Genomic DNA, 18,525 nt, shown 5'->3' with positions numbered 1-18,525 from the left:
GTCCCGGCATCCTCAGTCCGGCATCACCACCACCCTCCCCGTCGTACGCCCCTCCGCGACGCGCTGCACGGCGTCGGCCGCCTGCGTGAACGGAAGGCGCTCACTGACCAAGGGCCTGATCACGCCCTCGCGTGCGAGACGGGACAGCTCGGCGTGGCCATGGTCGACGGCCGTGGGCTCGCGCCGCTCGTACTGGCCCCAATACAGGCCGAGGACCGAGTAGTTCTTGACCAGCAGATGGCCGAGGGCCGGCGTCGGGACCTCGCCGCTGGCGAACCCGACGACCACGATCCGGCCCTCGAAGGCCACCACCTTGGACGACTGGTGATAGGCGGGCCCGCCCACCGGGTCGTAGACGACGTCCGCGCCCCTGCCCGCAGTGGCCGCCTTCACTGCGGCGATCACGTCCTGGCTCGTGCGGTCGATGACCACGTCACACCCGAGCCCCAGCGCCGTTTCAACCTTTTTCGGGCCACCCACCACACCGATCACCCGCGCCCCGGCCGCCTTGCCCAGCTGTACGGCGGCGCTGCCCACGCCGCCGGCCGCGGCGTGCACCAAAAGCGTTTCCCCGGCTCGGAGCGCCGCACGCCGGTGCAGGGCGAACCAGCTGGTCTGGTAGCTGAAGTGGAACGCCGCGGCCTCCGCATCGTCCAGGTTCTCCGGGGCGGACCGCACGCTGCGGGCATCGACACACGCCAACTCGGCGTAGCTGTGCACCGGAAGCGCGTGCGCGATGACCCGCTCACCGCTCTGCAGCCCGGTGCCCGTCCCCGCCTCGACGACCTCGGCACACATCTCCATGCCCGGGACGAACGGACGCTCCGGCCGTTCCTGGTACAGCCCTCGGCACAGCAGCGAATCCGCGAAGTCCACGGCCGCGGCGCGCATCCGGAGCAGCACCTGGCCGGCGGCGGGACGAGGTTCGGGGACGTCGTCCAGTCGCATCACCTGCGCGGGATCACCGTACGCGTGCACACGCCAGGCCTTCACGCCTCCTCCCGGGGTGCGGCAGCACCGGCGGGCACCTGGGTCAACTGCGCTGCGGCCGCCCGTAGTTCCGCCTTGCGGACCTTGCCCGAGGCGGTCATGGGAAACGCGTCCGTCAGCTGCACGTAGCGCGGAATCTTGTAGTGCGCGATCCGTCCCTCGCAGTACGCGCGCATTGCGTCGGCGGTGAGCGGTTCGGTGCCCGGGTGCCTCACCACCCAGGCCATCAGCTCCTCCCCGACCCGTGGGTCGGGGACGCCCACCACCGCCACGTCGTGCACACCTGGATGCGTCCGAAGGAAGTCCTCGATCTCGCGCGGATAGATGTTCTCACCGCCGCGGATCACCATGTCGGTGATCCGGCCGCTGATGACCAGGCACCCGTCCGTAGTCATGGTCCCCGTGTCGCCGGTATGCATCCAGCCGGCGCCGTCGACGGCCTCTGCGGTCCGGTCGGGCTGCCGCCAGTACCCCTGCATCACCAGATAGCCGCGTACGCAGATCTCGCCCGCCGTCCCGCGCGGCACGATCCGGTCACCCACGGGGTCGACGACCTTCACCTCGACATACGGCAGCGGCGGACCCACCGTGCCCACCCGGCGGCTCAGCGGGTCGGTGAAGGAGGTCTGCACCGCCGTCGGGGAGGTCTCGGTCATGCCGTACGACGTGGTGATCCCCGTCGCTCCCAGCCGGGAGGCGACCAGTTCGAGCAGCGATGGCGGGCAGGGGGCGCCCGCCATGATTCCGGTACGCAGTGAGGCGAGCGCGCGCCGGTCGAGCGCCGGATCGGCGAGCAGTGCGAGGAACATGGTGGGCACCCCGTACACGGACGTGCAGCGCTCCGCCTCGATGGCGTCGAGCGTCGCGGCGGCGTCGAAGCCCGGCGCCGGGAGCACGATGGTGGCGCCGCGCGCGGTGCAGGCGAGGGTGCCGAGGACCATGCCGAAGCAGTGGAAGAGGGGGACGGGCAGGCACAGCCGGTCCGCCTCCGTATAGCCGAGGAGCCCGCCCACGAAGTACGCGTTGTTGAGGATGCCGTGATGGGTGAGGGTCGCACCCTTGGGGAAGCCACTGGTGCCCGAGGTGAACTGGATGTTGATCGGGTCGTCGGCCGCGCAGTCCCGCTGTGCCGCGGCCAGGCGTCCGGGATCCGCGGCACGCCCCCGCTCCAGGAGGTCCTCCCACTCAGGGCTGCCGATGACCAACAGGCGGACCGGTTCCTTCAGTTCAGTGCGAACCTCGTCCACCATGGCCCGGAAATCCGCTCCCTTGTACTCCCGGGCCGTGATCAGCGTGCCGACCTCGGCCAGCCGGAGCACATGGGCTGTCTCGGCCGCCTTGTAGGCGGGGTTGACCGTCGTCAGGATCGCGCCGATCTTGGCGGTCGCGTACTGGACGAAGACCCACTCCGCGCAGTTCGGCGCCCAGATCCCGACCCGCTCGCCCTTGTGGACACCCGCCGCGAGCAGGCCCAGGCTCAGGGCGTCCACCTCCGCACACAGCTCCCGATAGGTCCAGCGCCGCCCGGTCCAGCATTCGACCAGCGCATGGCGGTGCGGGAAGCGGGCGGCCGTCGCGTCCAGATCGGCGCCGATGGTGTGGCCGAGCAACGGCTCTGTGGCGGTACCGCACGCGTAACTCATGGCGCCCTCACCACCGGCGGCACTCGCGGTCATCGTGCGCCCGCCTCGTTCAGCACACTGGGGAATCGGGGCGCCCGGCGCTCGGCGAACGCGGCGACCCCTTCCGCGGCATCGGCGCTTCGAAAGGCCTCGCCTCCGCACACGGCTTCGGCCCCGAACGCTTCCGACTGAGGCAGATCACCGAGCCGGATCACGGACTCCTTGATGACACGCAGCGCGTGCTGACTGAGGCTGCCCAGCGCGATCACACGTCGCCGTGCGGTGGCAAGCAGTTCCTCGGGCTCCACCACCTGACTGACCAGCCCCATGGCGAGCGCCTCGTCGGCAGTGATCCGCCGTCCACTCAGCAGGAGGTCCATGGCGTGGGCATACGGAATCTGCCGCACCAGACGCACCAGTGTCCCGCCCGCAGGCACCAGCCCCGCCGCGGCTTCCGGCAGCCCGAATACGGCAGTTCTGGCCGCAATACGGATATCCGTCCCCAACATGATCTCGAAACCCGCACCGAAGCAGTAGCCGTCGATGGCGGAGATCACCGGCTTGAACACATCAGTGTTCTTGAGATGGGCACCGTCCCAGGCCGAGATGTCGCACCGTCCCTCGACGAGCGCGGGTACCGCCTCGAGTCGGTCCGCTCCCGCGCAGAACGCCGCGGGGGTGCTGCCGCGGACGACGGCCGCCCGGATCGACGGATCGACTCGCACCCGCTCGAAGGCTCGCCCCAAGTCCTCGTACATCTCCAGGGTCATGGCATTGTGCTTGTCCGGCCGGTTGAGGACGATCTCGGCGATTCCGTCGGCGAGACACAGCTCGATGCTCATTCGAAGCCCCCACTTCATGCGCAGAACCTGACACGGGGCGCGCTCCGTCCTGCGACATGCGCCCCGGTCCATTAGCGGCCACCCGCCGCTCCCAAGGAACGGCCGAACCAGGGCAGTTACGTGAACGAGTTGAACGACTCACCCCGTCCTGCCCCCGACGACGCGTACGCCACACAACCGCCCCGTCAGCTCCAGCGGTTGTGGCACCTCCACTTTCCAGGGGTGTGCAGTGTGGTTCGCGAGCCTTCCGGCCGGGGCGAGGTCGCAGGACGGGAAGAAGCTGCTCCCGACTGGGCCACATACTTCCGGCTCATTTCCCTGGGCCACAGCAACAGACAATCCTGTCGGGTCCGGCGGTGGGGAAGCTGGTGGCGTCGCCGACGGTGACCAGGAGAACGACTGCGCTCCTGACCGCGATACCCGGCATCGAGATCAGGACCCAGGAAAGAGAGTGCTCCTAGATCAGGGTGTCGATCTGGGCTTCCAGAGCCCGTCGTTGTTCGTGAATGGCTACGAGCGAGCGGGCCATCGAGGCGACCACGACGCCCGGGGCGCCGGTGCCGGGGACACTACGGTCTGCTCGTCGCGGGTGTCGCGGGTGTCGCGGGTGTCGCGGGTGTCGCGGGTGTCGCGGGCGTCGAAGACGTCGTCGATCAGCCGCCGTGCCATGCGTGAGGCCTTGGGCCGGGGCACCTCAACGAGTCTGCGGCGGCCGGCCCTTTTCGCAGGGCGGCGGGAGATCCGTAGCGTTCCAGCAGCCAGGTCACCGCCCGGTGGCTGAGCCGGGGGCCAAGGACGCGTTCCAGGCTGGGGGGGGAGGAGGAACTGGGTGAGCAGGCCGCCGATGCGGTTCCTGGCGCGGGCGGTCCCGGCGACAACGTCTTGATCGAAGCCGACCAGTACGGTCAGCTCGGCGGTGATCTCGCCCCGCCGCCTCAGCGCCATGACCCCAAGTCAGCGAGTCACCGCTGATTCGACCCGGCGCCGTCAGCTCCCGCAAGGTGGGTCCGCCCGCGCAGCCCTGGTCGACGACGCCTATCGGGCAGGACCCTCGGAGCGCCCCCGTCATCCTTTCGCGGCCCTCTTGCAGGACCGCGAAAGATGACGGGGGAGGGGAAGTGCAGCGCGCAGGTAACCGGCATCGTCATGCAAACGGAGCCTGCTAGGGCCCTGCATTTCATTCGTGTTCCCGCCGGTATGCCGAGGTGCCCGTCCGGGCCGCACCGGAGCCTGCGGACGTGCGGTACGGAGGGCGCCGGCGCTACTCGGAAAGGCCTGTCACCGATGGCATCGCACTCCAAGCGCCTCAATCACGAAGTGTCAGCTCGTTGCGGCGAAGGCCCAGCTGTTCAGGCCCGTCGCTCAGAACCTCACCTGCGGGACGACCTGCCGCGCGATCGCGAATCGAGCAGTCAGGGGCGTCTCAGGGGTGCGTGCTACCAGGGGACTACCCCCATACGCCAGGAAGGTGGATGTTCTAGATGGCAAGAAGTACGAAAATGGATGAAACGGAACTTCTTGATTCTGGACAGGAGAGACAATGCGTGGCGTTCTGGTAGGTGCACTGGCCGTCGTGGCCGTACTGGGAGTGGCAGGCGCGGTGGCCGTACCCGAGGCCAAGCAGTGGTACGAGGGCCGGCACGAGGAGGCGTCTTCCTACGCGACTGGTCAGGAGGCCAAAGCGGACAGGAAGTCCGTTCCGCGCTGGCTCCCGGACGGCGCCTCGTCCGTCGAGTACGCCATGCGCACCACCGGGGGCGAACGCATCCTCAAGGCCACACTCCCCGACGGCAAGCTGCCTGCACCGTGCCAGCCGCTCGACGCTGCGAAGACCCCGGAACCCGAGATCGACGCCGCTTGGTTCCCCGGCGGGATCACGGACGACGCGCAGGGGCGGTGTGGCTCGTACTACGTCGCCATGAAGGGACACACGCTGTACGCCTGGCAGACGAACGAGGACTGGGTGGAGGGCAACCGCCGCTCCGCGCAGTGAGCTGCGTGCTCCCCGCGCAATGGTTCTCGTCCTTCCCGCCGCATCACGCGGCCGAACGCTCCGAGGTCCTCGATGCTCGCTTTTGTGCCGACAGCCGGTTTCCTCCTCTGGTTCTGCTGGGGCGTGAGGCGGGACCGACGACAGTTCAGCAACGCGGTTCTGCTCGGACTGACCGTGCTGTGCCTGTCGTTCGCCCTGCTGACGCAGGTGGACCGGTTGCCAGGCAGGGCGGCCGTTCTCATCTACAGCCTCGTCTTCGTCGTGCCCGCCGTGGCCATCGTGATCCTGGGCTGCTTTCTCCTGCTCAACGGGCTCACTATGGTCCGGAAGGAGGGGCGTCGGCCCGCCAACCTCCTGTCGGGCCTGGCGGGCGTGGGTATCTTCGCCGTGCTGGCTCTGGTGGTCAGCGCCGACTACATCGGCTCGTCGCGTGCCTACCAGGCGTTCATCCTCGCTGTCGTACTGGTCACCGGCTATGTGGCATTCCTGTTCCTGTGCTTTCTGGCGTACGCGTTCCTCTACAGCCGCATCCGAGTGCGGGGCGACGTGGACTACGTGGTGATGCTGGGGTCCGGGCTCATCGAAGGCGAGCGCGTGCCTCCGCTGCTTGCCTCGCGGCTGCAAAGGGGACTGCGCGTCCAGCAGGACCAGGTGGCGCGCGGTGCGAAGCCCTGTGTGCTGCTGACCTCCGGCGGCCAGGGGCCGGACGAGGAACTGCCCGAGGCCGAGGCGATGGGACGCTGGCTAGTTGCCGAGGGCGCGGACCCGACGACCGTGGTCGAGGAATCGGAGTCACGCACGACCGGAGAGAACCTGCGCTTCAGTCGCCGGATCATGGAGGCGGCCGACGATGGCTACGTCTGCGTCGTGGTGACCAACAACTTTCATGCCTTCCGTGCGGCGATGACCGCCCGCCGGGAGGGTGTGCGCGGGCAGGTCATCGGCTCGCCGACCGCCTCGTACTTCTGGCCGAGCGCCACCATCCGTGAGTTCGTCGCGGTCTTCTGGGAGCACCGGATCGTCAACGCCGCGCTGTGCCTGGGCCTGACAGCTCTGGCCATTTTGGTCGGCTGGAGCGCCTGAGGAGCCCGCATCCAAAGGTTCGGGTCATCCGGTCCCGAGCCGACGCACCCCTGGAACACCGCTGGCCCGGATGGAACACACCGCCCTGAGCACGCTCCTCCGTCGGCTCCGGAGTGCACGTTGCGGATCGGTGACCGCCGACCGCCTGTACAACTGCGCGCCGGCAACACCTGAAGAGGGTGAATAGTGAAATTTTGTGCCGGATCCTAGCGGCCTCCCGCGTATTTGCACCGGGGGAAGGTCATGAGGGTGATTGACGCTGATCGCACCCGTCTCGACAGCACACATCTTGCGAGCGGCATGCATTCTTGAATGCATGCACGATCCATTCCTCGTTTCCGCTGTACTCGGACACATCGCCGCTCGCACCCCACAACCCCCTTCGTCGCGAGCGGAGGGAGATAACGAGGTCGATGCGGCCCAGGAGATCAAAACGCCCACGATGGATGATTTCCCCGGCCTGCCTACTTGCCGCTGACAGTGACGGCCCACCCGACCACGATGCGGACTCACCACTCCGTGTCCCGGGCGCCCTGGTGAAGGCCAGCTGGACCTGTCGTAGCAAGTGACGGTGGCCACGGCGCCTGCGCCGTGCCGTCATGGGCCAGCCGGGCAGGGCGTGAGTGAGGTGAGTCATCGGGGCCCGGCCCAGGGCGGTGACGCGGTCGGCGGCGGTGGGGGAGAGGACCAGCTCGGCTGGATTCGTGTAGTGATCGAGTCGGCTGCCTGCGGACGCGGCATTCGCGGCGCTCACTACCGACTGTGTTGCATCACCATCACTATGAGGCGGCTCACTCGCAGCGCGAGCTGTCCCCTCCCGCCATTGACGTGCGGCGGGCTGCATAGGCCGGCCTGGTGCGGGGCGAGTGCGTGACTGCGTGATCCCGAGGCTGAGGAAGCAGTGGATCGAGAATGACTAGCCGGTCGCTGCGGCGTGAACGGGTGAACCCGTGCCGTCCTGTGCCGATGGGTGCCGGTCGCCGTCACCGTGGGGGTGAAAGTCCACGAACCTCTCGGAAGGCTCCTCATGCCCAGCATCGCCCCTGCCCGCCGCGGTCACGGACGGCCATCCTGTCCGGCGTCGTGCTGCGGCGTTGGTGTTGTGGCCGCACGGTTCCACTGGTCGCGTGTTAGTGGCAGTACGGGCGGTGTGTTCCCCGTAGCCGCGTCGGCTGAGGCTGGCCGGCATGTGCGGCCACGGGGAACGCGACGCTCGCGCTGCCCATCCTGCCTGTGACGCTGGCCATGTGCTGGGGCGGACAGTCACCGGCGGCACTGCGACGCCAGCGCGTTGAGGTCTGCATCATGTGATTGGAGTGCACGCGGATGTGCACGGCCCGTGCGCGCCCGGGTGCGTCGGCGTCTGCCGAGGGGTTGCCCAGTCGCCTCGTCAAACGTCCACGAGGATGCGTGCGTGGGACTCGAGGGTGCTTTCGTGCCTGACGCGCGGGCGGTTCGCGCGCAGCCGTTCGGACAGCCCGGCAGCTGACATTCGGCGCGAATTTGAGTGGTGAACGCCTTTTGGTTGTCGCGGACGGTCTGTTGGAAGGTGGGTGCGATGTCCAGGGTGGGGGTTAACGAGGTCTGGTCGGTGTTGTCCAGTTCGAGGCTTAGGGGGGCGGACGCGGTCTTGGGGGTGTCGTGGGCGGTGTCGGGGTCAGCGGTGGTCTCGATTTTGTTTGCGGCATTTGGAAATGCTGTGTGATCTGCAGAATGATGACTGTCACGGATTTGGGAACGGTTATGAATCGGATATCGTCGACGGTATGTCGTATGTGGAGTGCGAGGCCGACCTGGCTGAAGCCGTCGAGAGACTGAGGGCCGCTGAAGCCCGGGTGGCTGACGTGCTGCGTGTCTATTTGGCCCGGGATCCGGTGACGGGTCGGCCGGTGCACGGCAGGATCGGTCGTGCTGCGCAGATCACCGGTTGGGGGGAGCAGCGGGTCAAGGAGACCGTGACGCCCGCTCTCGCCGAGCGTCGCCGTGCCAAGCGCACCAGCCCGGAAGAGGAGGGGTGATGGGGGAGTTCGACGCGATCGACTCGCTCCTCGCCGGCGTCGGCTCCGAGGCGCAGCTCCCCGACGCCGACGTCCGCCGGGAGTTGCGCGAGCAGGCCGGTCTGTCCAAGGCGCAGGTTGCCCGGGCCGTCGGGGTGTCCCCGTCGACGGTCACCGGCTGGGAGACGGGCCGGGACCCGTCGGGCGAGATCCGGACAAAGTACGCCTACCTGTTGGACGGGCTGGCTGCGAAACTCACACCGCCGCAGCCCCCCGCCCCGGAAACACCTGACATGCCGTCGGCGGGATCCGACGTTGAGTTCGCGCCGGAACCCGCCGGCGACGCCGACGGCGACGATGTCGAGGACCTGGCGGTCCCAGAGTCGTGTGTGCTGTGCGGGAAGCTGACTCACCGGCGAGTGGCTGGTTTCCCTCAGCACCTGGACCCCGCCGACTGCGCGCCGACCACCCCGCCCGCACAACCGGCACCCCACCAAGAAACCCAGCCCACAACTGCCCACACGCCCGGGGCCAACGGCCGTAGCCGACACCCGCAGGGTTCGGGGGCTGCGACGTCGACGCGGCGCGCCTTCCAGCCGTCGAACGAGGCGACCGACCTCATCACCTACGCAGTCCAAGCTGCATTGACTACTCACCACGGTGACGTCGACGCGGCCACGGCGGCGCTGGTGAAGAAGGCGATCCCGGACGCGATGGCGTTGCTCGACGAGACTCGTAAGGGCGGCCGCTACGACGTGATCGCTCACCCCTGGGTCCCGGATGTCCTCAAAAAGCAGACATCCCGCGGCGCGGACCAGATCTGGGAAGCACGCCCCAAATGGACTCGCCCCGAACTCCCGCCCGGCGCCCACGAGATCACCGCTCTCGACATCAACGGCGCCTACCTGTCCGCCCTCAAAACCCACCTCCCGCTCGGCCAACTCGAGCACACGACCGGCCTGCCCCACGACCGGCGCCGCGCCGGTATCCACCTCATCACCCCACCCGCCTGGAACCACGACACCGTGCTCCCCAACCCGATCGGACAGCGCGACGAACCCGGCCCCCTGTGGGTCACCGAACCCACCCTGCGCCTCCTGCTGCGCCTGTCCGGCCCCAAGTACGGCCTGTGCGATCCGCCCGAGATCCACGAGTCCTACACCTCGGGAGCCACCGAAGGCCTGCTGGAGAAGTTCCGCGTAGCCCTCAAAGACGCCCGCGACCGAGCACTCGCCGAGGACGACCCGGTGACACTCGAGTACGTGAAAGCCATGTACTCCAAGTTCGTGTCCACGATGGGGGAGTCGAACTACAACCGGGAGCTCTATCGCCCCGACTGGATGCACATCATCCGCTCCCAGGCGTTCGCGAACCTGTGGATGAAGGCCTTCAAGGCCCACGAAGCGGGCCTCACGGTCGTCCGCGCGATGGGCACCGACGAACTCCACCTCATCGGCGCCTGGCGGGATGTGTTCCCCGAAGGCCGCGGCGTCAGCGAGGTCAAGGTCAAAGACTCCTACACCGCGGGAACCGACCCGTCCCCACAATAGGAGCGGTAGATGCCCGACAGGAGCCTGGAGTTCGGCAAGTTCGGTGCCCGCGGCGCCAAGGGCGCCGACGTCGTCGCGCGCCGCCTCGACGACCTCGCGGGCGGCGTCGCCACCCCCGTCACCGCACAAGCGCGGCCTGATGGCGCGGCTGAACTACCTCACCCGCACCGACCACGCCCGCGCCGCCGCCCGTGAGGCTGGCCTCACCGTCACCGACTGCACCGTGAAGGCCTGCTCGACGTTAGCGCTCCCCGTCGAAGATGAACCTCGCCCGCATCGAGCAGACCTACCGGGACGTGCGCCGCCACAACGTCGCCCGCCACCTCCTCAAACGCCTCAACCGCGACGGCCGCGGCACCCGCGTCGAGATCCACCCGCTCAACCAGTCCCAGGTCAACCGCCCCCACCAGCGCGTGGTGCCCTACCGCACCATGAACGTCCGCCACTGGGACCCGATCGTCGACGCCTGGGCCGCAGGCGACGACCAGGGCCTCGGCGACGCATGGACCGACGGCATCCTGCCCGACCTCGGCTCCGACTATGGCTATGGCGCCTACGAGTACTGCACCAACATCGGCTTCGCCGCGTGAAGTTGTGGGACCTTAGCTTCCGTACCGGTGACGGGGCGGATGGTGGACAGGCTGAGCGACACAGGCTACCCGGCCCGTCGCGGGTGGGCCGAGCGAGGTTTCCGGTCAGCGGCTTCTCAGCCGGGCCGGCCACGTGCGGCGCAGTGAGTGGCCCCGCAAAGTGCCTGTGTCAGAACCTTTGATTCCGAGGACGATGCGCTGGCCATCGGTTGCTGTGGATCTCGCTCCGGCAGGAGGCTCAACAAGAAGCCATGGAGGGCCCGGTTCGCGTAGCGCGTCCGTGCCCGCGCCGTGAGACGGCGGCCCTGTCGCGAGGAGCATTCCGCCGCCCCGGCCCATGGATTTCCACGTTCTGGCACAGGCACAAAGCGATCCTGTCGGTCGGAGGCGCCGACCGGAATCGGAGCGAGGTCCAGCGGGTCGGTGGCCAGCGCCGGCGGGAAGGGCTGGGCGAGACGGCATGCGGCGGCGACGTCCCAGGTGTGCGTGGCTGCTCCCCTTTCCTGGCGTCACGCGGCCTGCCGGCCGGCGTCGGGTGCCGGGGAGTACGGTGGTTGCTGTGAGGATGCCAGTCCATGTGTGACGGTGGGGCCAGTCGTCGGGCTCAGCACGCCGGGAGAAGGCTCGCCCGTGGTGTGGGCCAACCGGCACAAACGTCTGGGGAGAACGGGATTGCCGCAGGGCCGCATCAGGATGCTGTGCTGCCCAATCCCACGCGTGGGTGGGGCCAACGTCACCTCGGTGCAGTCCCGTCCGGTGCCGATGAGCCCGTGGGCGCGGCAGGTGTCGCCGATGCGGCCCGCTGCGGGGTGTGCGACAGCGTCGGCGTCTTTGACGTGGTGCAGGGACCGTCAGTCCGCCGACCAGGACACTGTTCCGTTGATCGTGACGAGCACACTGATCACGATCAGGTCGGCGGCGCCGAGGGTGAGGCCGAGCACGGCGCGACCGCGGCGGGTCGTGCGGTTGGCCAGGGCCATGGAGCCGAAGACCAGTGCGCAGGGCCCCAGCACGAGGTTGAACACCAGTAACCCGGTCAGTCCCGCGACGAAGGATGCGACGGCGTAGTCGTCGGCTCCGCTGGGCCGGCGGCCGGCGGGCTTTTCAGGGTCGGCGGACACGTCGTCGAGGGACGGAGTGGCGAGCGTGCGTTCCATGGTCATGGCCATCACCGCCTTGCCCGTCGGCGCTCGCCTATGAAGAACGCCAGGAGCCAGGCCGCAATCGCGGTGCCTGCGACCAGGCTGGCGACCGGCGGAATCTGAGCTGCTGCTCCGGCAATAATGCCCAGTACGAGTAGTGCGGCTATCAAAAAGAGCATTCGTCTCGGGTCCTCTGCGGCGAAGGTATGACGAGATAGCCATGATGAACGCGAACAACTCGATGACGCGTCTCGCTGGTTGCCCAAGAGCGGGGCGGGCGTTGAACCCGGGGTATCGGTGGTCGTCGGTCGTGTCCGACCGGCACCGGAGCAGGTGTTCGTGGACCACCACCGTCCCCTAAGAGTATGTGCACCGCGCCTCCGTCGCCGAGGTGTTCCTGCCGCTATGCCGTCAATCCGCAGGCTCTCCGGATCGAACGTCGGCCTGCGGACCTGCAGTTGCATGTCAAGACCACCGAGATGCGCCGGATACGTGAACTGCCGGCCGAGGTCACCATGGAATTCGAGGTCATGCGCGGGGCCGAACTGCTGGCCGTAGCCTCGACGCGTTTCACCTGCTGCTCCCCGGCCGTCTATCGACGCATGCGCGGGGAACGGGGAGATGCGGCTCAGATCTTCGCCGAGGCACCCGAGCTCACACCTCCGCTGCCCCCGCACTCGGTGGGGCGACTGATCCCCGAGGACGTCGTCCTGGCGCAGCCCGTCCCGCACGGCCCGCCTGGGCACTGGCAGTTACGTGTGGACACCAGCTACCCGGTCCTGTCACCCGTGTTGCCGTGCCCCCATCGCGGATGCCCCGGCGACTTCCCGAAGTGGTCTGCACCACGGCGCGAGCGGTTCAAAAAAGGGGGTCGGCCGTTATTCTTTCGGCCAGCTCTTCATCACTGAGTCAACTGGGGGACCGCGCCGTGCACACAACAAGCCCGCTCCGGCAACAAACATCTGTCCTAGACTTCGCAGAGCAGATCTTTGCGCACTTGCCCCGCGCCGATCAGCGGCGCTGGGCGCACGCCTACCTCGTCAGCCTGTTGCGCACCCCTGGCAAGAAGTCGGTGCGGCGGCTGGCGGCGGCCATCTCGGACTCGCCGACGGCCGCGCAGTCGCTGCACCAGTTCGTCAACGCCAGTCCCTGGGAGTGGGATTTGGCGTACCAGGAGCTCATGCGCTGGGCGGAGCAGCGGCTGACCCCCTTGTCCTGGCAGATCGACGTGGCCGTCCTGCGCAAGCGTGGCGAGCACTCGTGCGGCGTGCACCGGCGCTTCTTCCCCGAGACCGGTAGATCGGTGAACTGCCAGGTCGGCATCGGTGGGTTCCTCGTCCATCAGCAGGGGGCGGTACCCGTCGACTGGCGACTGCTGTTACCTGGAGCGTGGATCCGGGACGACGACCGCCGGGCACGCAGCCGTATCCCGGACGATGCTTCCGCGCAGGGGCTGGACGGCCACGTCCTTGATCTGGCACGCGCCATGAGCCGGCGGACCCGCCTGGCATCCGTCCCCGTGATCGCCGATCTCAGTGCACAGTCCGGCGCGGCAGCGCTGGTGCGCGGGCTCAGCCAACTGGGATGCGACTTCGCGATAGGCGTGCCGGGAAACCTGCCGTTGGTGGTCGGCCGCCATCTCAACGCCCAGCGGCACGATGGCCGGAGCCTGCCCGACGTACTGCCGGCGGGGAAGTTCTCCGATCCGGACTGCTGCGGCAGCAACGAAACGCTTACCTGTTACTCGCCGCACGGCAGGCCCCTGAGGGTCCAGGCCGACCTCGTGGGCCTGCCGCACACCGGCCCGTACGAACCACCGCTGCAACGGACCTACCGCCTGCTGTCCGTGCGTGGTGAACGGCAGCCGCGTGCCGCCGCCCTGTGGCTGACCAACATGGTGCAGCAAAGGGGCGAGGACGTGATTGCCATGGTGCAGTCGCGCACGCGGCATGCGCTGCGGGACCTGGAAAGCGACTTCGGCCTCCAGGACTTCGAGGGCAGGTCCTACCCGGGCTGGCACCACCACATGACCCTGGTCACCGCCGCGTACATGCACAGCACGCTGAACATGCCCGGACGGCAGGCGGCGCTGGCTTCCTGAGCCGCCCGCGCGGTACCGCCGCCTCTCGCCGCGGAGCAACGCACGGTGCCATGCGCAGGCTGGCCGGGGAGTCACCGATGACGACGGTGCTCCCCCGCACCTCCGGCGATCTCGCTCACGGGCATCTGCTCCGCTGCTTCCGGCTGCTGTTGCTCCTCCGCCTTCTGCGGAGGCTCCGGCCTCTCCGGCGGCGGCATGAGGTGCCTGCGTGCCAGGAAGACCAGGATGCCCAGGCCCGCGATCAGGAGCGCCGCAGTGAAGATCCATTCGTTGGAGCCCTGCGGATCGCAGACCTTGGACCGCAGACCGATGTCGATCGCCGGCCGCTTCTCGCCCGGCCGCATGCTGCCGCGGCCGCAGCCCAGCGAAGGCGGCACGCTTGACGGCGCCGCCTTCGCTGGGCCGGAAGGTGCCCGACCAGCTGCAGCTTTCGTGACCGGGATGCTGGACACAGTCCAGCCGTTCTGCCGTGAAGGTCCCGGGCCGGCTGTCCCCCGTCGCCGCCCGCAGCGCCGTGCCGATGTTGGGCAGCGAGCGGTAGAGCAGCCCCACGGTCATCCGCCGCGACGGTACGGCACGCGCGGTCACGCCGGCTGCCCCACCCGCACGGGCGGGCGCGCGCAGCCGCACCGTACGGCGTGCGCGGGGGCCGCGGGGCGCCGGTGCAGCAGCATGGCCACGACCATCGGCACGAAGACGAGTGCGTTGTAGAACACGTGCGGTTCCACCCGCGGGAAGACCAGCTGAATGATGCTGGTCTGCTTCGGCCGGCCCAGCAGGAATGCCCCGGTGAGGGCCTGAACCAGCAGCAGGTGCTCGAGGTGATGCCACACCTGGATGCCGAGCGACAAGTTCCACCAGGTGCGCGCGGGCCCGGTGAACGCGAGGCGGAGCAGCATCAGCCCCGCCAGCATGAGCAGGGCATCGCCGTAGTGCATCCACTCCGACGTGACCAGCCAGGGGAAGTAGATGCCGAGAACGCCACCGGCTTCGCTGACCGGCCAGTGGTAGACGTAGATCTGTACCGGCTGGGCGAGGTGTTCGGCCCAGTGGGCCAGCACGATGAAGAGGTACACGTTCAACGCTGTCCGGTGCCCGCTGCTGTTCAGCCGGCCCAGGACCTCGCGGTCCATGAGTGGGGCGGGTGCGGGTGCTGACTGCCATGTACGGAACTCCCTGCGGTCGGCATCGGAAAAGGACGGGCGGTTCCGCACGCCAGAATGACGGCCTCAGTCGACGCCCACGTCTTCCACCGTGCCGATCTCCCGCACCAGGAGAAGGGACTGCAGGAACTGCCGCGGCGCGGCGGCCCAGGTGCCGGATTCATGGGGGCGGACACGGCAGGCTTCCGGAAGCACCTGACGCAATCCGGCGAAGGCGCACATGATGCTGCGCGCGGCGGCGGACGTATCGATGCCGGGGCGGATGTCGCCTTGCCCGCCGGCTTCACGCAGCAGCTCGTCGATCGCCCCGGCCCAGGCGCTGTACGGATGAACGAAGTCCTCGGTGCGGGCCGGGCGGTTGTGGCCCACGAGTTGGTCCTCGGCGATCAGCCGCAGCCCGGCGTGCACGTCCGGTCGGTGCATCAGCTGCCACGTGACCTGACCGGCCAGGGCGACCAGCACCTCCGTGGCCTTCTCGTGCCGCGGTCGCAACCGGGCGATGAGGCGTGGGACCAGGTCGTGCTGCCGCGCCGCCACGGCCGTCGCGAGGGCCTGCTTGGAGGGGAAGTGGAAGTACAGCGCTCCCTTGCTGATGCCCAGGCAGGACGCCATGTCCTGCAGCCGGGTGCCCAGATAGCCTCGGCGCTCGAACTCGGCTGCCGCCGCGCTGAGGATGCCGTCGCGAGTACGGATTGCGCAGGGCTGATGGGTTCCCGCGTGGCGAGATGAGTGGTCGGCCGTGATCGTGTGTGTTCGGCCTGGTGGGCCCGGCAGTCATACGATGGACGCGACCGCTGATGATCAAGGTGTCTGCAGCCGTTGAGCGTTCAGGGGTCGCGTCTGCATGCCAGTTTCCACGATCGAAGTCCTGTCCTGCCACCGTGCCTGCCAGCGGACTCCCCGGCCACTGATCCGGCGGAACTTGCCGTCCTCGCGGAGGTGTTGGAAACGCTTCCGGATCCGCGCCGACGGCAGGGCCGGCGCTACCGGCTCGGTGTCCTGCTCGCGCTGTGCACCGTCGCGGTCCTCGGCGGCACAACAGGAGCAGCAGGGCGGCGAGCGGGCCTTTCGTACACGTCACCTGGAGTACCTGCCGTGGCTCTGCGTTCCGCAACGACGGTCATCCCTTTCAGAGCGCTGCCGTGCCTGTGGATGAACACAGCACACGTGGAGTGGCCTCTGGGGAATGGGGATTCCTACGGTGGCGGACCATAAGTCGAAGTACCAACCGCGACCTGGACAAGGAGTCCACCTATGGACCACGGGCCCTCTGTACACGCAGGCCATGGCAGTCACGAGATGGGCGGTGCCGTGTCCTTGCTGGACACTTGGGGTGCCGTCGTGTTCATCGGCTGGGCCGTGGCCATGTGGGCGGCAGTTGTCGTACTCGCCTATGCAAACCGTGGACCTGTCCGTTCCTGGCTGCACAAGACCGCGGTCGCCGTCATCGGTCTTGGTGTGGTCGGTCAGATAGGCCACTTTCAGGAGCACGTCGCCCAGGCCGGATACTGGGTGGCGAACCCGTACGCTCCTTCTTGGATGACTCCTTGGGCGAACAGCCTCGCGCGTGGCATGGGCCAGGTGGACCCGACCAAGCCCGAGTTGGGCATGGAGATCCTGCACCTGACCGGAAACTTCATCTTCCTTGCCGGCCTCGTCGGCATCGTGCAGATCACCCGCCGAGCCACCGGGCACCTCAAGACTCGCACGTGGGCCAAGATGGGCGTCTGGATGCAGGGCATTCACGGTATTGAGCACATCGTTTTGACGGCCTCAGTGGCCCTGGGGGCCAGTAGGGCGATCGGTCTGTCGACCTGGTTCGGTGCAATTGATCCCGGCCCAGCGCTGGTGACCTATCGCGTGTGGTGGCACTTCGTCGCCAACCTGGTCGGCACCGCGATCCTCGCCATTGCCCTCTACCACCTGTGGAAGGAGAAGCGCACGGTCAAGGCTGGATACGAGGAGGGGCAAGGAGGGAACGACACGGGCATTGGGCGCCCAGTAGGTGGTCGGGCCGCATCCGGGGCCGTCCCTGCCCTAGGGCTGAAGGGTTCTCGCGTGGCGAGATGAGTGGTCGGCCGTGATCGTGTGTGTTCGGCCTGGTGGGCCCGGCAGTCATACGATGGACGCGACCGCTGATGATCAAGGTGTCTGAAGCCGTTGATCGTTCAGGGGCCGCGTCCGGATGTCAGTTTCCACGATCGAAGTCCTGTCCTGCCACCGTGCCCGCCGTGCGGACTCCCCGGCCACTGATCCGGCGGAACTCGCCGTCCTCGCGGAGGTGTTGGAAACGCTTCCGGATCCGCGCCGACGGCAGGGCCGGCGCTACCGGCTCGGTGTCCTGCTCGCGCTGTGCACCGTCGCGGTCCTCGGCGGCGCGGCCACGCTGACGGCGATCGCCCGGTTCGTAGCTGCTGCGCCGCCCGATATCCGCGCCCGTTTCGGCCTGGGAGCGAGGGTGCCCCGCGCCTGCACTCTGGGGCGCCTGCTCGCCTGGATCGACTCCGACGCCCTGGACCACGCCATCGGTCACTGGCTCGTCGGTCACACCGAACCGACCGGAGGACTGCGGGCCTTGGCCGTGGACGGCAAGACCCTGCGTGGCTCGCGCACCGCCACCCGCACCGCGGTCCACCTGCTCGCCGCGGTCGTGCACGGCGAACGCGCCGTGATCGCCCAGCGCCAGGTCGACTCCAAGAGCAACGAGATCACCGCGTTCCGGCCCCTGCTCACTCCGCTCCACCTCGCCGTACCGTCGTCACGTTCGACGCCCTGCTGACACAGACCGATCACGCGCGCTTCCTCATCGAGGCGAAGAAGGCCCACTACATCGCAGTCGTCAAGGCCAACCACCCCGGCCTCCGACAGCGGTGAAGAAGCTGCCCTGGCGGGACGTTCCGCTGCTGGACAAGACTCGCCAAGCCGGTTACGGCCGCGACGAGATCCGCCGGCTCAAGGCCGCCACCGTCGCCGGGCTCGCCTTCCCGCACGCCGTTCAGGCACTGCAGATCGTCCGCCGCCGACGCGACATCCGCACCGGCAAAGTCACCATCGAGCGCGTCTACGCCGTCGCCGGCCTGGCCGCCGAGCAGGCCACCGCAGCTCAACTCGCCGCAGCCGTACGCGGACACTGGCAAGTGGAGGCCCTGCACCACATCCGCGACACCACCCTCCAGGAGGACGCCTGCCGTAACGCTCCCCGAGCCCTGGCCACCTTCCGCAACCTCGCGATCGCCCTGGCCAACCTCGTCGGCTGGAGCAACGACACCCAAGCAGCAGATCACTACCGGTCACGACCGACCACGCACTCGACCTCGTCACTCCCATCAGATGAGAACGCTCAGCCCCTGACCTTCCGGGTGCGTTCGTGGTCGGTGTGGGGCGCCGGAGGGGTGGCGCTCCGCCGGGAAACCTGGGGGAGGGCCGGCCTGTCGCGGTCGTACCGCCGGGGG

14 protein-coding genes and 3 pseudogenes are annotated in these 18,525 nt (G+C 68.4%); 9 read left to right on the top strand and 8 right to left on the bottom strand.

What is annotated here, in order from left to right; all coding sequences use genetic code 11:
* Window positions 1-12 precede the first annotated feature (12 nt).
* From DSC45_RS29475 to DSC45_RS29460, 4 genes and pseudogenes are all read right to left on the bottom strand, one after another.
* A complete protein-coding gene (locus DSC45_RS29475) occupies window positions 13-993 on the bottom strand; it encodes an NADPH:quinone oxidoreductase family protein (RefSeq protein WP_119295040.1) in 981 nt (326 codons plus the stop codon).
* Window positions 990-2,666, bottom strand: coding sequence for an AMP-binding protein (locus DSC45_RS29470; protein WP_240434914.1), 1,677 nt, complete (start codon window positions 2,664-2,666; stop codon window positions 990-992). Before DSC45_RS29470 ends, DSC45_RS29475 begins: the two co-directional genes overlap by 4 nt.
* Window positions 2,663-3,454 carry an enoyl-CoA hydratase/isomerase family protein gene (locus DSC45_RS29465; protein WP_119295039.1) on the bottom strand — a complete coding sequence of 264 codons (792 nt, stop codon included), beginning with the start codon at window positions 3,452-3,454 and terminating at the stop codon, window positions 2,663-2,665. The genes DSC45_RS29470 and DSC45_RS29465 overlap by 4 nt, the downstream gene beginning before the upstream one ends.
* Window positions 3,455-3,806: 352 nt before the next feature.
* A pseudogene (locus DSC45_RS29460) lies at window positions 3,807-4,378 on the bottom strand (IS110 family transposase); the annotation flags it as partial.
* A 616-nt stretch (window positions 4,379-4,994) separates the two neighbouring features.
* Here DSC45_RS29460 and DSC45_RS29455 point away from each other — a divergent pair.
* The 5 genes and pseudogenes from DSC45_RS29455 (at window position 4,995) to DSC45_RS29435 (ending at window position 10,667) form a co-directional block, all read left to right on the top strand.
* Window positions 4,995-5,447 (top strand): hypothetical protein, encoded by a 453-nt coding sequence (locus DSC45_RS29455; RefSeq protein ID WP_119295038.1) that lies wholly within the window; start codon window positions 4,995-4,997, stop codon window positions 5,445-5,447.
* Window positions 5,448-5,519: 72 nt separating this feature from the next.
* Entirely contained in the window at window positions 5,520-6,530 is a 1,011-nt protein-coding gene (locus tag DSC45_RS29450; RefSeq protein ID WP_119295037.1) for a YdcF family protein, read from the top strand.
* A 1,694-nt stretch (window positions 6,531-8,224) separates the two neighbouring features.
* On the top strand, window positions 8,225-8,548 hold the full coding sequence (locus DSC45_RS29445) for a hypothetical protein (protein ID WP_240434912.1): 324 nt from the start codon (window positions 8,225-8,227) through the stop codon (window positions 8,546-8,548).
* Window positions 8,548-10,077 (top strand): helix-turn-helix domain-containing protein, encoded by a 1,530-nt coding sequence (locus DSC45_RS29440; protein ID WP_119295035.1) that lies wholly within the window; start codon window positions 8,548-8,550, stop codon window positions 10,075-10,077. The genes DSC45_RS29445 and DSC45_RS29440 overlap by 1 nt, the downstream gene beginning before the upstream one ends.
* Window positions 10,078-10,086: 9 nt before the next feature.
* A pseudogene (locus DSC45_RS29435) lies at window positions 10,087-10,667 on the top strand (transcriptional regulator).
* An 851-nt stretch (window positions 10,668-11,518) separates the two neighbouring features.
* Here the strand turns inward: DSC45_RS29435 and DSC45_RS29430 are convergent.
* Window positions 11,519-11,824 (bottom strand): DUF4190 domain-containing protein, encoded by a 306-nt coding sequence (locus tag DSC45_RS29430; protein WP_240434926.1) that lies wholly within the window; start codon window positions 11,822-11,824, stop codon window positions 11,519-11,521.
* 982 nt (window positions 11,825-12,806) lie between these two features.
* On the opposite strand from DSC45_RS29430, the gene DSC45_RS29425 reads away from it, so the two are divergent.
* Window positions 12,807-13,910, top strand: a complete 1,104-nt coding sequence (locus DSC45_RS29425; protein WP_240434911.1) for an IS701 family transposase — start codon at window positions 12,807-12,809, stop codon at window positions 13,908-13,910.
* Window positions 13,911-13,981: 71 nt separating this feature from the next.
* Here DSC45_RS29425 and DSC45_RS36160 read toward each other — a convergent pair whose 3' ends face one another.
* From DSC45_RS36160 to DSC45_RS29410, 3 genes are all read right to left on the bottom strand, one after another.
* Window positions 13,982-14,287: a hypothetical protein gene (locus tag DSC45_RS36160; RefSeq protein WP_205571465.1), complete on the bottom strand. Its 306-nt coding sequence runs from the start codon at window positions 14,285-14,287 to the stop codon at window positions 13,982-13,984.
* A gap of 207 nt (window positions 14,288-14,494) precedes the next feature.
* Window positions 14,495-15,043 (bottom strand): hypothetical protein, encoded by a 549-nt coding sequence (locus DSC45_RS29415; RefSeq protein ID WP_119295033.1) that lies wholly within the window; start codon window positions 15,041-15,043, stop codon window positions 14,495-14,497.
* 96 nt (window positions 15,044-15,139) lie between these two features.
* Window positions 15,140-15,748, bottom strand: coding sequence for a TetR/AcrR family transcriptional regulator (locus DSC45_RS29410; protein WP_276145479.1), 609 nt, complete (start codon window positions 15,746-15,748; stop codon window positions 15,140-15,142).
* Window positions 15,749-16,327: 579 nt separating this feature from the next.
* Here DSC45_RS29410 and DSC45_RS29405 point away from each other — a divergent pair.
* From DSC45_RS29405 to DSC45_RS29395, 3 genes and pseudogenes are all read left to right on the top strand, one after another.
* A complete protein-coding gene (locus DSC45_RS29405; protein ID WP_240434910.1) occupies window positions 16,328-17,143 on the top strand; it encodes a DUF6008 family protein in 816 nt (271 codons plus the stop codon).
* A 115-nt stretch (window positions 17,144-17,258) separates the two neighbouring features.
* Entirely contained in the window at window positions 17,259-17,852 is a 594-nt protein-coding gene (locus DSC45_RS29400) for an ISAs1 family transposase (RefSeq protein WP_119295031.1), read from the top strand.
* Window positions 17,853-17,943: 91 nt separating this feature from the next.
* A pseudogene (locus DSC45_RS29395) lies at window positions 17,944-18,525 on the top strand (hypothetical protein); the annotation flags it as partial.

The organism is Streptomyces sp. YIM 130001, assembly GCF_003574445.1.
GTDB lineage: Bacteria > Actinomycetota > Actinomycetes > Streptomycetales > Streptomycetaceae > Streptomyces.
This window is presented reverse-complemented; position numbering and strand designations above follow the sequence as displayed.

What these genes read in the sequence shown, in the direction of transcription:
- DSC45_RS29400 (WP_119295031.1), top strand. Translation starts at nt 17,259, where the DNA reads ATGTCAGTTTCCACGATCGAAGTCCTGTCCTGCCACCGTGCCCGCCGT.
- DSC45_RS29405 (WP_240434910.1), top strand. Translation starts at nt 16,328, where the DNA reads ATGGACCACGGGCCCTCTGTACACGCAGGCCATGGCAGTCACGAGATG.
- DSC45_RS29430 (WP_240434926.1), bottom strand. Translation starts at nt 11,824, where the DNA reads ATGGAACGCACGCTCGCCACTCCGTCCCTCGACGACGTGTCCGCCGAC.
- DSC45_RS29450 (WP_119295037.1), top strand. Translation starts at nt 5,520, where the DNA reads ATGCTCGCTTTTGTGCCGACAGCCGGTTTCCTCCTCTGGTTCTGCTGG.
- DSC45_RS29470 (WP_240434914.1), bottom strand. Translation starts at nt 2,666, where the DNA reads ATGACCGCGAGTGCCGCCGGTGGTGAGGGCGCCATGAGTTACGCGTGC.
- DSC45_RS29440 (WP_119295035.1), top strand. Translation starts at nt 8,548, where the DNA reads ATGGGGGAGTTCGACGCGATCGACTCGCTCCTCGCCGGCGTCGGCTCC.
- DSC45_RS29415 (WP_119295033.1), bottom strand. Translation starts at nt 15,043, where the DNA reads ATGGACCGCGAGGTCCTGGGCCGGCTGAACAGCAGCGGGCACCGGACA.
- DSC45_RS29465 (WP_119295039.1), bottom strand. Translation starts at nt 3,454, where the DNA reads ATGAGCATCGAGCTGTGTCTCGCCGACGGAATCGCCGAGATCGTCCTC.
- DSC45_RS29455 (WP_119295038.1), top strand. Translation starts at nt 4,995, where the DNA reads ATGCGTGGCGTTCTGGTAGGTGCACTGGCCGTCGTGGCCGTACTGGGA.
- DSC45_RS29445 (WP_240434912.1), top strand. Translation starts at nt 8,225, where the DNA reads ATGCTGTGTGATCTGCAGAATGATGACTGTCACGGATTTGGGAACGGT.